Raw genomic sequence first — 13,967 nt, forward strand, 5'->3', positions numbered from 1 at the left:
GACTCCCCCTTAAATTTGGTTTCCTGCATTACTATTAATAATGTCATTAACTATTTTGTTTGCAGGAGCCATATCTATCGTCAACGCATTGGTTTGATAGGCCGGAAGAGGACGTCCGGTGGTTGCCAGTACAGTTCCATCAGTATTCGCTGTGTTCACGGTGACTGTTGTTGATAACCCAATTCGTAAGGGATATTGTTTTACTTGTTCAGGATCAAGCTCAATACGGACTGGCAAGCGTTGTACAACTTTAATCCAATTGCCACTGGCATTTTGCGCGGGCAATAGAGAAAAGGCGCTACCGGTTCCCATATCGATACCTGCAACCTTGCCGGTATAGACAACATCGTCGCCGTAGAAATCGCTGATGATTGTAGCAGGCTGTCCAATCCGCATGTTTGCCAATTGGGTTTCTTTGAAATTGGCCTCAATCCACATATTGTTGGCCGGTACGATCGCCATCAATGGTGTTCCTGAATTGATACGGGAACCTACCTGAACGCTACGACGAGCGACATAACCATCAACCGGGCTGACAATATTGTTTCTCTGCAAAGCGAGCCAGGCATCACGAACGCCGGAGGCCGCTGTTTCGATAGCTGGCTGTTTTTCCAGCGGAGTATCCAGAATAATGGCTTGGTTGCTTTTATATTGAGCTATTGCAACATCCAGCTCAGCTTGAGCAGCAGAGACAGTTTCGCGCATATGTTGCAACTCTTCTTTACCAATCAAATTCTGAGTTCCCAATATTTCCCTTCGATTGAGATCACTTTGAGCTTTTCTGAGAGCAATTTTTTTCAGCTCAATGATGGCTTGATATCTTTTACTGTCTATCATGTGTTGATGAGTGATTCGGACAGCATTGGCTAATTCACTTTTGGCTCTTTCCAGGGCCAATTCGGCGTCACGGGAATCGAGTTGGATAAGAGGCTGGCCACTTTTCACAAAATCAGTATTGTCAAAATTAACAGTTACGACACTACCTGTAATTTGCGACATCACTTGTATCTGATTACCTGTAACATAGGCATTATCGGTTTCTTGGTGGTGACGTAAAGTGAGAAACCAGTAAACGGTATAGCCAGCTCCAAGCAGAAGGAAAAATAATATCAATAACGTAATGATATGGTGGCGTTGCTGTTTTTTAGTCCTATTTTTTGTTTTCACCTTTGCAGGAGAGTGTTTTTCGCTAGACGGAAGTGATGCTTTCTCACTAATACTCATGGAGAGTCCCCATATTTGTTTTTAACTTATTATTAATTGTGTGGCCCCGACAGGACAAAACACGTTTCCAGTGGTGTGTGCTTACACTACTGGAAGAGACGAACGATATGGATTTAAGTATTATCTGAAGATAATAATCAGCCATACGAAGTATCTGATGATACAGGCTGGTAGAAAAGTTTTTTTAGATCATGTTGCTATAACATGTTTTCTTGGTTCAAAACCGTCCAGAAGAAAGGCAATCACTTATTTAAACAATCCCCAATATTATCTAATTGCCCCAAAACTTTTCTCATCAATTTTTCTAACTGTTTTTTCTCCTCTGAATCCAGGATAGACCAAAGCTTGATCAGGCACTCATGCTGTGGTGGAAGTAAACTGTTCAAAAAATTTGAACCTTTTTCTGTGAGATGAAGATGGAGACAACGACGATCATTATGGCTCTCCTTTCTCTCTATCCAGCCCTGCTTTTCTAATTCATCTGCAATTCGGGTTGCATTTGTACGGGAAGAGCCTAATGCTGCGCTGAGTTCTGATGGCTGAATGCTACGGCTTTCTTTGGTATCCAGAATCATCAGAGCCATAAACAAGGTTTCATTGATTCCTTGTGCTTTCAGCATGTTGTTGCGATTTTCCAGAAGCCTGCTCTGGACATGCATAGATAAGCGAGTCAGTAATATCTCTTGATAGGGTAAACTTTTTTGCTGTGCTACACGGCAATTAAGTAACTCTTCTGTGGGAGTGAATGAACTTTCCATTGTTTAGATACCTTATTAGTTTCAACCGGTAAAGTAACTTTTGTTAAAAACCCTACAAATACTATATTAAAAGTTAAATTTAGCAATTATAGTTATTTATTATCATCATATTTCTTTTAATATTGATACCTAATTCATAAATAGCTTGAATATTATTCCAAAAGCTATGGCACCAGACAGAGTTGAAATAATGATGCTTCGAGTTTTGTAGAAAAACAGACAGATGGTTAGGCAGCCAATGAGAGTCGGAAAAAATTTGCTGTGCTCCTTCATGACGTCAGGAATGCTTGAGACGATGAGGAGTGAGCAAATTGATGCAATACCAATGCTGTCGAGTATGACACCCATTTTGCCTTTTTTTTCTGCTGGCGAGCGATTAACACCCAGGCGCAGAGGAAGATAGCGGAATAAAAAGTTGGCAGCGCCTACAATAAGTCCGATAAGAAGTATTTTATTATCAATCATATAATGAGCTAAGTATGTAATATATTAATTATGTATTTTTAGTTTGCAAAAGTGCTGCTAAACATCCACTCATGATCCCTGCGAGAATGGCGATGGGGATTGAAAAAAAAGTGATTCCCATTAATGAGCCTAATAAAGCAGCGGTAACACAGTAGGTATTTTGTTTTTTGACAGATGCTAACAAAAAACTTAAGAATAGAGCCGGAAGCATAAATATCATGGCAGCTTCAATGGCGGGGTAAGAGCTCAAATAACCGTTACCCAATATGGCCCCAGCTACGGTACCCAGCACCCAAGAGAGCCAAGAACATGTTGCAATAGCGACCATCCAGTTTTCACTCCAACTTCGTTGGTTTTTAATCAATTTGGCTGTTGCTGCGGCAAAAACTTCATCAGTCAGGCCAAAGGCCCAAATTACGGTTTTCTTTTCCGATAATTTTTGTTTGATGCGATAACGTAAGGCTGGGCCATACAAAATGTGGCGGATATCCATTGCCATTACGGTTAGCGCAGAAAACCACAATGACATTCCTGCACTCAGTAACGCGGTGATGACAAACTGGCTGGCACCCGCATAAATGACACAGGAAAAAAATATGGCTTCTATGGGAGTAAAACCCAATTTAGTGGCGCTTAAGCCAAATGCAAAAGAGACAGGAATGTAGCCAATAGCGATTGGGAGACTATCCCAAATACCTTCTTTAAATGAAGAAGCCTTGTGTGGTAAAGGATTCTCGGATTCAGATATTGGTATATCAGATACAGATTTATCAGGTATTGGCATGGAATATTTTATTTTTTTGTTAACAGATAAAACAACATTAACAAAATACGATGAAAGTGAAAATATAAAATATATAAATTATTTAAATAATGTCATTGAGAACAAAGGGATTGACAGTGATGGATGGGAGTGAATTGGATAGCCGTGAATTTTTGTTAACGTCTTCACGGCTACCAGATGCAGAATGAGGAAAGGTCAATTTATGTTTTGTGAGCGGCTTTTCTGGCTGCTTTTAGCCAGCCATCTACCTTTTTCTGATGTGTTTTGATCCAGTCTTCAGCCTGGCGTCCAATATCAGCTTCTGAAATTTTAGCGTTATGCATGAGCTGATTTTGAGCACTGATATCAGCAATAGGTAAGGTCATAACCGCAAAAAGTTTCGCCGCAGCGGGGTTCTTTTCTGCCCATGCTTTGTTTGCCACGATACGCATGGAGCTGGGAGGGAAACCATAGTTACGACCGTTAGGCAACTGGGTATTGATGGTATCTCCCTCACCGATAGCAGAGAAGGGGACTTGAAGCCAGATGACATCTTTTCCGGGTTTCAGTACATCACTCACCCAATAAGGTGTCCAGGTGTAATAGAGGATAGGCTTACCTGCCCGATAACGGGCAATAGTGTCAGCCATCATAGCCGCATAATTGCCTTGGTTTTGTTCCACGGTATTTTTCAAACCATAAGCAGCTAAATGATGATTGATCGCACTTTCACACCCCCATCCGGGGTTACAGCCTGTCAAATCTGCTTTTCCATCGCCATTACTATCAAACAACCTGGCAAGTTTAGGATCTTTTAATTGAGCAATATTGGTGATGTGATATTTTTCTGCGGTTTTTTTATCAATAAGGTACCCTTGAGCCGCATTTACGACATAACTTCCCTTGCGATAGAAGATGTTATCTCCTCCGGCAGCTTTGTATGGGGCATCATGGATCGGTACCCAATTGATGGCCATAAAGGTGGCATCACCAGAAGCAATGGAAGTGTAAGCAACGTTATAATCAACTTCTTTGATTGGTTTGACGTCATAGCCGAGTTTTTCTAATGCCTTGCAGACAATTAAAGTCTGAAAGGTTTCCTCAGTGATTGTACTTTGCAGCGGTTGTACACTGATACCTTTGCCGGGAAGGTCAGTTGCAGATGCTACTGAGGATAATAAGAGGCTCATGAATACCATGAGGAGCGCTGCAAAAATTATCCCCTTATTCATGATCTCTTTGCATAAGGTGATTATGCGCATGGTTGGTTCCTCCTTTTATTGCCAGATCAGAGATCGTTTTGGACGTATTATTTTGACTGGCATGATTTTGATGGACGGTTTTTTTTCTTATTGAACGAATTGAGAGAAAAAGCAGGCGCAGTAATCCTATTGGCCCAGAGTGATACCAGAGTCCGCCTCTGGTTCGATGATTTTTGCCCAAGGATTGAGTCAGGCGATCAAGGATAATGGCAAGAATGACAATACCTGTACCGCCAACGGCGGCTAATCCTATATCAAGGCGACCAATACCGCGCAATACCATCAGCCCCAAGCCGCCAACGGCAATCATGGAAGCAATGACGACCATGGAAAGCGCTAACATCAATGTTTGATTCACACCCGCCATAATTGCAGGCATCGCCAACGGTAATTGAACTTTGAACAGCATTTGCCGTGGGCTTGCCCCAAATGATCTGGCGGCTTCAATTAAATCTGGTGGAACTTGTTTTATTCCCAAAATTGTCAGGCGAATAATGGGAGGTAACGCAAAAATGATGGTGACGATAACACCGGGTACATTCCCTATGCCAAACAGCATTACGATGGGAACGAGATAAACGAAAGCAGGAGTGGTTTGCATGGCATCCAGCAGGGGACGAACAATTTTGGCCAGCCGTTCATTGCGAGCCAATCCGATCCCAAGAGGAAGTCCAATGATAAGGCAGAACAGTAGGGCAGTTAGCACCAAAGCCATGGTGATCATCGCTTCTGACCATGCCCCAATTGCACCGATCATGATCAACGAAATTAAAGAAATAACGCCTATTCCTGCACCAGCAATTTGCCAGGCCAGTAACGCAAAAAACAAAATGGTGATGGGAGGGGGCAATGTCGTCAGGAACTGTTCAAAACCACTGAGGACAAAATCGACTGGAACGTGGATGACTTGAAAAACAGGCCGGAAGTGTATGACAACCCAATCGATGATATTAGTCACCCATGAGTCAAACGGAATTAGCTTATGTTGAAAAGGCGACATGAAATTAAAGTGTTCAGGAGGAATATTGGTTGCAGAAGTATTCAGCCAATCGTGGTTTGATGCAGGAGCAGCGGTGCCACTGTCCATCCAGGGATCACTATTATTGGTGGGATCAGTGACTGTCTGTGGAGAGTTATTGTCCATTGGGTGCCTCCTTATCTAAGGCCTGTAGCAATATTCCTTTGGAAATGACACCTAAATAACGGTTATTGTCATCTATGACAGGAACGGCGCAGGGAGATTGTGCGACAGTGGATATCAATTCGTTCAGCGGAATATCTGCCGAAACGGCGATTGGTTGTTCCAATATGGCATGTTCAATGGATTTTTCTTCTGCTAGTGCTTGTTGCAGGGAATTGGCAGATACCACTCCAATAAACTTCTGGTTTTTTTCGATTAAATAGCCATAGTTTCTGTCTTCATTATCCAGCACTTTCAATGCAGAGCGGGGACCAAAACCAGCTGCGGCATGAAGCAACGTTTCTGGTCGGCGGCGAGCAATGTCTTTGGCTGAGAAAACATGTCCAACATCCACACCACGGAAGAATGTTTTGACATAATCATTAGCGGGGCTATTCATAATCTCATCAGGTGTGCCGACCTGAACGACAATACCGTCCTGCATGATGGCAATGCGATCACCGATACGCATTGCTTCATCCAAATCGTGAGAAATAAAAACAACTGTACGTTGATGTTCCCCTTGCAGGCGCAGTAATTCATCTTGCATTTCGGCACGGATTAAAGGATCAAGGGCTGAGAAGGCTTCATCCATTAACAGAATATCGGGATTGTTAGCTAAAGCTCTGGCTAACCCAATACGTTGCTGCATTCCACCGGAAAGTTCATCGGGATAGGATAGAGCGTAGCTTTCGAGATTAACTTGTTGCAGCGTTTCAAGGGCTTTTTGATGACGCTTTTCTTTGGGAACACCCGCAAGCTCCATGCCAAACGCGGTATTCTCCAGAATATTCAAATGTGGCATCAGTGCAAATGACTGGAAGACCATGCTGATCTTGCTGCGGCGAATGTCTCGTAGCTGAGTTTCTGTGATGGTGGAAATATCTTCGTCGTCGATAAGTACATGGCCTTTAGTCGGTTCTATCAGACGATTGAGAAGACGTACTAGTGTGGATTTACCTGAACCAGATAATCCCATGATCACAAATATTTCGCCTTCTTCAATGGCCAGATTGACATCTTGAACACCGACGGTGAGACCTGTTTTTTCAAGTATTTGTTCTTTGCTGAGACCTGACGCTAATAACTTAAAGGCTGGCTCAGGATTATTACCAAATATTTTATAGAGATTCTTAACTTCAAGTTTAACAGTCATGGAATAATATTTTCCTGTTGTTGATGATATATTGTGTTCAATTACTCCGGCGCTATTTTTTTACCAACGTATACCCTAACATATTAAAATGCACTGACAACCCCTTATTTAACATCATTAATAAAAAGTTATATTTTAACATGGCATAATATTGGAGAGGCAAAGTCAATTTTTGGGTGTTAATTTAATGAAATTCAACTGCGTAAATAATTTTTTCTCAGAAAACAAAAAAGGTCATTATCATTAATGAATTTAATTTTGTTTTTATTTTTGGTGTGTTTTATTGGTTTTCATGATTTTTTGGTTTTTTGTGCTTATTTTTAGTTGTATTCAGTAACATATGCTAACCATGGGGGAATTCATGAAAAATGATGGGATTAAATGATTATCAGAATATATTTGTGGGATTAGCAGGTGTGATTCTGGTTTGCAGGCTTTAAATGTAATTTTTCGGTATATAAATAACGATATAACAATGGCATGTGTTATTTATAATTATTATTTTTTATAATTCATTAATTACATAATATGGAATTTAAATTCAGTGTTTAATGTTTATTTTATGTATTTTCTATATTTTTAGATTTTACAGATAAATTTTCAATGAGTTTTTATATTAAACAGTATGTTAATAGATCTTAAATTTAATAATTGGTGAAATAACAAATTGAAAACCATTGTGCCTGATTCATCATTTCACCATTTTAAGAATAGAAAATGGTTATTAAAAAAGAGCCAGAGGCTTGAGTGCCTGGGCGATGATCTTCACACAGTTTGTGAGTTAACGCTGTTAATGCTTGGGTATAACTGGCTTTTTCGCACCATTGAGTTGATTGGCAGCAGTGTAGTGTATCTCTTTTAGGGCAATTAGCCCTCGATTGTCGTTTTCTAACTTGGAACCGACCGATGATATACCACTGTGTTTGCCATAAATGATAACACTTCTAGTAAAATTTCTGGGTGCTATATTATTTAATAATAATAAAAACTAACATATGTGTATTATATTGAGATAATTTAATTGTGAAATTTATACTATATATGGATGTTGGTTTTATTTTTTTATCTATATATAGTGTTTTAATCTTTTTTAACGAGGTAACATTAAAAATAAAGTATTATAACTTATTGGCAGAGCCATAATTTTAATTGTCAGAGGGCGCAATGGTTTCTTTATCAAATTGTCAGATGTGTAACCGAATTCATCATTGCAAATTGATGAATGAGAGATTTAGGCTATTACAGAAATTTTCAATAATAAATTAAATGGAGGTAGTTTATGTATCATCATTACCTGAATACTCCAGAAGGATTTCCCAAGCCTTATGTACATATCACTGCGGACGATGAAGGAGTAACCAGTATCTATTTCGTCAATGAAAAGAAAGAATTAGAATCGAAGAGTGTGATAACCAAGCAGTGTGCGAAAGAGTTGCAGGAATATTTTAAAGGGAAACGACTAACGTTTACTGTTCCTTTAAGTATGCAGGGAACTGAATTCCAAAAGCGTGTTTGGCAGCAACTTTGTAAGATACCTTATGGCGAAATGTGGAGTTATAAACAATTGGCACTAACATTGGGATCGGTAAATTATTGTCGTGCGGTCGGTATGGCGAATTCACGCAACCCTATTTCATTAATTGTGCCTTGTCATCGGGTGATTGGACATGATGGTAAATTGGTTGGCTATACCGGTGGGCTGGATATCAAAAGGTGGCTACTTGATCATGAAAAAAATAGAAAGGTGAAAAGTAAACAGAATTAAAATAAAACGCTAATTTATTTGTGAAATCACCATTGGTGTATAAAATCAATCAGTGTAATTAAACAAAAAGTGTGTTTTTTTACATTCGGTTATATGTTTCGTGATCTATGTTGCAGACAGTGGACTATATTATTTGCTGTACTGTACGTGACACAGAGTTCGTGTCTTTTTTATTAAAGGTAAGTTTTAATGTCAAAAATTAAAGGTAACGTTAAGTGGTTTAACGAATCCAAAGGATTTGGTTTTATCACTCCAGAAGATGGTAGTAAAGATGTTTTTGTACACTTTTCCGCCATTCAGTCTAGCGGATTCAAGACTCTATCTGAAGGCCAAAAAGTAGAGTTTGAAATTACTGAGGGTGCGAAAGGTCCATCTGCTGCAAACGTTGTCGCAATCTAATTTCGAATCCCGTATTCTGAAAACCCGTTTTGCTAACGGGTTTTTTTTATCTTATTGGTTTTTAAGCAGTGATAAGATCCTTACAGTTTGTTTATCACTGCAAAAGCTAATACTGTCATCAACAATGAACCGATCACATTCACCAAAATGCTAAACAGTGCCCAACCTATTTTTCCTGCTTGCAATAGATAAACCACTTCAGCTGAAAAGGTGGAAAAGGTCGTTAGCCCACCGCAAAACCCTGTCGTTAGCATAAACTTCCAAACCGGATCGAGATGTGTGGCTTTGTTAAAATAGGCCAAACCCAATCCAATGATAAATGCGCCAACACAATTAGCCGTTAGCGTACCAACGGCAATCGGGGAGGCAGGACTGTTCAGGCGGAGGCTGATGACCCAGCGTAATACGCTACCTAGACCACCACCAATAAATACAGCAAATATAATATTCATTATGATGGTGGCAACAGATTATTTGACTTCTATGCCTTTGGCCTGCAAGTCAGCATGGTACGAAGAGCGAACAAACGGACCACAGGCAGCATGGGTAAAGCCCATTTCTAATGCGGCTTCTTTCATTTCGTCGAATTCAGCCGGGCTGACATAACGTTGTACTGGCAGGTGATGGCGGCTTGGTTGTAAATATTGCCCCAATGTCAACATGGTAACACCGTGGCTACGCAAATCACGCATGACTTCTAAAATTTCTTCGTTGGTTTCGCCTAATCCCACCATTAAGCCTGATTTAGTCGGGATATCTGGATGTGCTGCTTTGAATTTTTCCAGCAATTTCAATGACCAGTCATAGTTAGCACCGGGACGAACCTGACGATAAACCCGTGGCACGTTTTCCAAATTGTGGTTGAACACATCAGGGGGAGTTGCAGTCAAAATTTCCAGCGCACGATCCATACGACCGCGAAAATCTGGTACTAAAGTTTCAATCCTAATTGATGGGCTTTTTTCACGAATAGCCGTGATACAGTCAGCAAAATGTTGTGCACCACCGTCGCGCAAATCGTCACGGTCAACAGATGTAATAACGACATAACGCAGCCCCATATCCTGAATAGTCTGCGCAAGCTTGATAGGTTCATTTGTATCAGGTGCATTTGGGCGACCATGAGCTACGTCACAGAATGGACAGCGACGAGTACAGATGGCACCAAGAATCATAAAAGTGGCGGTTCCGTGGTTAAAACACTCAGCAAGGTTAGGGCAGGAGGCTTCTTCACAGACAGAATGCAACCCATTTTTGCGCATTGCCGCTTTGATACCCTGAATGCGGCTGGAATCCGCAGGAAGTTTGATTTTCATCCACTCAGGTTTACGCAAGAGTACTTCACGTTCTGTGGCAATTGTTTTCACAGGGATCAAAGCCATCTTGTCTGCGTCGCGGTATTTGACACCGCGTTCCATCTGAATTGGTTTACTCATAATCGTGCTGCTTCCAGTTATATTCTTCAGATTTTGACTTATTGCCTGATGGTGATGAGAAAAATATCGAGGCAAATAAATCCATTCAAATTTTTTTGAAAAATGTTAAAAAATTATATCATCTTTCATCGATGAGTTGGAATCCCAAGATCTGACAGAATTTTTCCACCAGAATGGGTTGTACATCTTCAAGGGTTACTCCGGTGACGAAGTCACTGAGTTGGCTCATTTGCATTCCTGCATAGCCACAAGGGTTTATGCGTAAAAATGGTTGTAAGTCCATTGCAATATTCAGTGCCAGACCGTGGAAAGAGCATCCTTTTCGGATACGCAACCCAAGGGAACATATTTTGTTACCTGCGACATAAACTCCGGGGGCATCTGGGCGGGCACATGCTTCCACGCCAAAATGTGCCAGCGTTGCGATTACGGTATTTTCGATTGAAGTGACCAATTGACGCACCCCAATTTTTGACCGTTTCAAGTCAATCAAAACATACATGACCTGCTGTCCGGGACCATGATAAGTAACCTGTCCCCCCCTGTCTGACTGGATGACAGGGATATCACCAGGTGCAAGTATATGTTCAGCTTTGCCGGCTTGGCCTTGTGTGAACACTTTTTCGTGCTGGACAAGCCAGATTTCGTCAGGTGTTTCCGCTGTACGTTGTTCGGTGAACTGATGCATGGCATCAGAAACCGGTTCGTAGGGCTGAATACCTAACTGGCGTAAAATAACGGTGTTATGTTGCAATGGAAATTTCATCATTCATTAACAAAAAGTGCCCGCCAGTATAACGCTGTAAGATGATTCTCACCAGTTTGAGAATGCCTTAATACAATAATATTGTTAATTAGACGAATATATTTTTATTTTATATTATCATAGCTATATATTTTGATGATTTTCCTTTTAATCCCCTGTTTGAGCTAGCAGATGGTCAAAAAAAACCAATTTCTGATTGTTGGGCATCTTTGTAGTTTTTTGGTGCTCCTTTACAGCCTCTCAATGTTGCTGCCTACTTTTGTGGCTCTGTTTTATAAAGAAAAAAGTGTTTTTGCTTTTTTTGAGACATTTGTCATTGGTTTGGTTACAGGTGGAATAGGCTGGTACTTTACCCGTAAAATCAAGGCGCAGCCCAGTACCCAAGATGGATTTCTTATCATTGTACTTTTCTGGCTGTTGTTCTCATTGCTCAGTGCTTTGCCTTTTGTGCTCGATAAAAGTTTAAACATCAATCTGGTAGATGCAATGTTTGAAGGGATATCAGGTATTACGACCACCGGAGCCACGGTATTGAATGATGTATCAGCCCTACCTAAGTCCGTGCTCTATTATCGCGCTCAGCTCAATTTTATTGGTGGCTTGGGTGTCATTGTCCTTGCTGTTGCCATCTTGCCTTTATTGGGTATTGGTGGCGCTAAACTGTATCAATCAGAAATGCCTGGCCCTTTCAAAGAAGAGCGGTTGACTCCACGGCTTGCGGACAGTGCCAAGAGTTTGTGGGTAGTGTATTTGTTGCTAGGCGGACTCTGTTCAGCCAGTTTTTGGGCCGCAGGAATGTCGTGGTTTGATGCTGTCTGTCATGGCATCTCAACGGTTTCTTTGGGTGGATTTTCTACCCGTAATGAGAGTCTTGGCTATTACGACAGTGCAGCCATTGAAATGGTGGGAGGCATTTTTTCAGTGCTGTCAGCAGTCAACTTTACGCTCTATTTTGTTGCCCTGACGCGCAGGAGCTTAAAACCATTGTTAAAAAATGCGGAACTGCAATTTTTCTTACTGGTACTGGCGGCGATAGTTGTCATTATCTGGTTAGAATTATACCGTTCAGGTATGTATGGCGTGACGGAAGCCTTTGTTCATGGCTTTTTTATGACCAGTTCTATGATGACGGATAATGGTTTGGCAACTTCTGATTACGCTCAGTGGCCTCCCCATACAATCTTGCTGTTGCTGGCAGTGAGTTTTTTTGGTGGCTGCGTAGGTTCAACGTGTGGAGGCATTAAAGCTCTCCGTTTTATGATCCTGGCAAAACAGAGTGTGAGTGAAATTAATCAGCTCATTCATCCAAATGCCATCTCGACGATTAAAATTGGTAAATCTGTGGTTCAGGAAAGAGTATTGCGCTCTGTCTGGGGATTCTTCTTTCTCTATGTCTTTTTTAGTTGTTTCTTTATCTGGGCATTGAATTTGCTTGGTTATGATTTGATGACTTCATTTGCCACGGCTGCTGCTTGTATTAATAACATGGGGATAGGATATGGTGCAACAGCGCAAGGCTTCGGTGATCTTGACCCTATAGCGAAATGGATGATGTGTGCAGCTATGCTGTTGGGAAGGCTGGAAATTTACCCAATATTGATTTTATGTTCAAAAGCGTTTTGGCGTTTTTGAGTAACAATTTCTCCCATTTATCATTTTTTGGGCTTCTGATTTGAAAATCTTGACGGTTGTTTCGGGATATCGTGATTTATGCTAATAAAAATAATTATCATTACTATATTGATTTGAATTACCATTCGGTCTAAGTTGTATAATATTTTATCAACCCAGAGAATAACAAACCTGTTTGTTAATATAATATTATGTCTTCAACTTACTCTATTTTTAACTTGTTCTTGAAAGAACGTATCACGGTATCACCCTCTATTTTGCGTTGTGTTTTCGAAGGTTCTGAAGTGCATAAAATGCGGCAGCATGCACCCGATCAACGTATTAAGCTATTATTTCCTCAGGCAAGTAATCCTTCACTACAAATAAAAGAGGGAAAAGACTGGTACGGTAACTACATGTCTATCCCTAAAGAAGAACGTCCTGTAATGAGAACATACACATTAAGGGCGCTACGCATCGAAGATAATGAGATGGATGTAGAGTTTGTCTTACATGGTAAAAATACGCCGGTATCCAATTGGCTGAAGCAGGCTAATCCAGGCGCTCTTTTACAGATTGTCGCCCCGAAAGTTGATACCAATGCTGGCTCAATAAATGGGGCTGATGGCTGCGAGTGGAAGCCGCCAGCACAGGTTCGTCAGGTATTGCTGATTGCTGATGAGACGGCTTTACCTGCGGCATTGGGTATCCTTGAGGAATTATCACTAAATGAAAATCCTCCTGATGTACAGGCATTTTTTGAAGTTCCCAAGCAAGGGGATTGCATTAATATAGAGAAATTTAAATTCGCCAATGTATTTTGGTTACCTCGTGAAGTTAAAGTTGGGTATGGATATGGTGAGCGTCTGCTGGAGGCAGTACGTGAACACATTATTCTGCCAACATCAGCGTTGATTGAAGAACAGCCCTTGACTGAAATTGTTTCACCAGATGGCACAATATGGGAAAAGGCTGGAAACGGAAATCAGGCTAACCATTTTTATGGTTGGGTTGCAGCGGAATCATCTGTTGTAAAAAATCTACGCCGTTATTTGCTCCAGGAGCGTCATTTAGATCGAACATTAATTAATTTTATGGCGTATTGGGCCAGGTCCCCCAAGAGATAGCCATTCCTGAATCTGACTAAATGTTTTTATTGACAATGCGCTGACGTATAAATCA

General features: G+C 40.8%; 15 protein-coding genes. 5 read left to right on the top strand and 10 right to left on the bottom strand.

Translation table 11 applies throughout. The features are described from left to right. Positions 1 to 9: 9 nt before the first annotated feature. The 4 genes from emrA to ACE1SE_RS05590 form a co-directional block, all read right to left on the bottom strand. Positions 10 to 1,224 (bottom strand): multidrug efflux MFS transporter periplasmic adaptor subunit EmrA, encoded by a 1,215-nt coding sequence (gene emrA, locus ACE1SE_RS05575; RefSeq protein WP_374052993.1) that lies wholly within the window; start codon positions 1,222 to 1,224, stop codon positions 10 to 12. A 242-nt stretch (positions 1,225 to 1,466) separates the two neighbouring features. Then, positions 1,467 to 1,982 (bottom strand): transcriptional repressor MprA, encoded by a 516-nt coding sequence (gene mprA / locus ACE1SE_RS05580; protein WP_374052994.1) that lies wholly within the window; start codon positions 1,980 to 1,982, stop codon positions 1,467 to 1,469. 129 nt (positions 1,983 to 2,111) lie between these two features. Beyond that, positions 2,112 to 2,447 (bottom strand): L-valine transporter subunit YgaH, encoded by a 336-nt coding sequence (gene ygaH, locus ACE1SE_RS05585; RefSeq protein WP_374052995.1) that lies wholly within the window; start codon positions 2,445 to 2,447, stop codon positions 2,112 to 2,114. 28 nt (positions 2,448 to 2,475) lie between these two features. Beyond that, the gene (locus ACE1SE_RS05590) at positions 2,476 to 3,231 is read right to left on the bottom strand and encodes an AzlC family ABC transporter permease (protein WP_374052996.1); all 756 of its coding nucleotides are present in this window, start codon (positions 3,229 to 3,231) and stop codon (positions 2,476 to 2,478) included. Between ACE1SE_RS05590 and ACE1SE_RS05595 the strand changes: the two genes are divergently transcribed. Continuing rightward, positions 3,230 to 3,364: a hypothetical protein gene (locus ACE1SE_RS05595; RefSeq protein ID WP_374052997.1), complete on the top strand. Its 135-nt coding sequence runs from the start codon at positions 3,230 to 3,232 to the stop codon at positions 3,362 to 3,364. The genes ACE1SE_RS05590 and ACE1SE_RS05595 overlap by 2 nt on opposite strands. Before the next feature lie 67 nt (positions 3,365 to 3,431). Here the strand turns inward: ACE1SE_RS05595 and proX are convergent, their stop codons facing one another. From proX to proV, 3 genes are read right to left on the bottom strand one after another with little or no spacing between them, the layout of a single operon-like run. Beyond that, positions 3,432 to 4,442 carry a glycine betaine/L-proline ABC transporter substrate-binding protein ProX gene (gene proX / locus ACE1SE_RS05600; RefSeq protein ID WP_374053600.1) on the bottom strand — a complete coding sequence of 337 codons (1,011 nt, stop codon included), beginning with the start codon at positions 4,440 to 4,442 and terminating at the stop codon, positions 3,432 to 3,434. After that, complete coding sequence (gene proW, locus ACE1SE_RS05605; RefSeq protein ID WP_374052998.1) at positions 4,435 to 5,616, bottom strand: glycine betaine/L-proline ABC transporter permease ProW; 1,182 nt, start codon at positions 5,614 to 5,616, stop codon at positions 4,435 to 4,437. Before proW ends, proX begins: the two co-directional genes overlap by 8 nt. Next, positions 5,606 to 6,808: a glycine betaine/L-proline ABC transporter ATP-binding protein ProV gene (gene proV / locus ACE1SE_RS05610; RefSeq protein WP_374052999.1), complete on the bottom strand. Its 1,203-nt coding sequence runs from the start codon at positions 6,806 to 6,808 to the stop codon at positions 5,606 to 5,608. The genes proW and proV overlap by 11 nt, the downstream gene beginning before the upstream one ends. 1,279 nt (positions 6,809 to 8,087) lie before the next feature. Between proV and ACE1SE_RS05615 the strand changes: the two genes are divergently transcribed. After that, complete coding sequence (locus ACE1SE_RS05615; RefSeq protein WP_099131086.1) at positions 8,088 to 8,573, top strand: methylated-DNA--[protein]-cysteine S-methyltransferase; 486 nt, start codon at positions 8,088 to 8,090, stop codon at positions 8,571 to 8,573. Between the two features lie 189 nt (positions 8,574 to 8,762). After that, positions 8,763 to 8,972, top strand: coding sequence for a transcription antiterminator/RNA stability regulator CspE (gene cspE, locus ACE1SE_RS05620; RefSeq protein ID WP_374053000.1), 210 nt, complete (start codon positions 8,763 to 8,765; stop codon positions 8,970 to 8,972). Positions 8,973 to 9,052: 80 nt separating this feature from the next. On the opposite strand, the gene crcB is transcribed toward cspE, so the two are convergent. From crcB to lipB, 3 genes are all read right to left on the bottom strand, one after another. Continuing rightward, positions 9,053 to 9,424 carry a fluoride efflux transporter CrcB gene (crcB, locus tag ACE1SE_RS05625; protein ID WP_374053001.1) on the bottom strand — a complete coding sequence of 124 codons (372 nt, stop codon included), beginning with the start codon at positions 9,422 to 9,424 and terminating at the stop codon, positions 9,053 to 9,055. Between the two features lie 18 nt (positions 9,425 to 9,442). Beyond that, positions 9,443 to 10,408 carry a lipoyl synthase gene (gene lipA, locus ACE1SE_RS05630; protein WP_374053002.1) on the bottom strand — a complete coding sequence of 322 codons (966 nt, stop codon included), beginning with the start codon at positions 10,406 to 10,408 and terminating at the stop codon, positions 9,443 to 9,445. Between the two features lie 118 nt (positions 10,409 to 10,526). Further along, a complete protein-coding gene (lipB, locus tag ACE1SE_RS05635) occupies positions 10,527 to 11,174 on the bottom strand; it encodes a lipoyl(octanoyl) transferase LipB (RefSeq protein ID WP_374053601.1) in 648 nt (215 codons plus the stop codon). 171 nt (positions 11,175 to 11,345) lie between these two features. Between lipB and ACE1SE_RS05640 the strand changes: the two genes are divergently transcribed. Together ACE1SE_RS05640 and ACE1SE_RS05645 are read left to right on the top strand one after the other, a co-directional pair. Beyond that, entirely contained in the window at positions 11,346 to 12,806 is a 1,461-nt protein-coding gene (locus tag ACE1SE_RS05640) for a TrkH family potassium uptake protein (RefSeq protein WP_374053003.1), read from the top strand. Positions 12,807 to 12,997: 191 nt separating this feature from the next. Further along, positions 12,998 to 13,912, top strand: coding sequence for a siderophore-interacting protein (locus tag ACE1SE_RS05645; protein WP_374053004.1), 915 nt, complete (start codon positions 12,998 to 13,000; stop codon positions 13,910 to 13,912). Positions 13,913 to 13,967: the final 55 nt, after the last annotated feature.

Origin of the sequence: Xenorhabdus taiwanensis (genome assembly GCF_036512875.1) — a bacterium.
Classification (GTDB): Bacteria; Pseudomonadota; Gammaproteobacteria; order Enterobacterales; family Enterobacteriaceae; genus Xenorhabdus; species Xenorhabdus taiwanensis.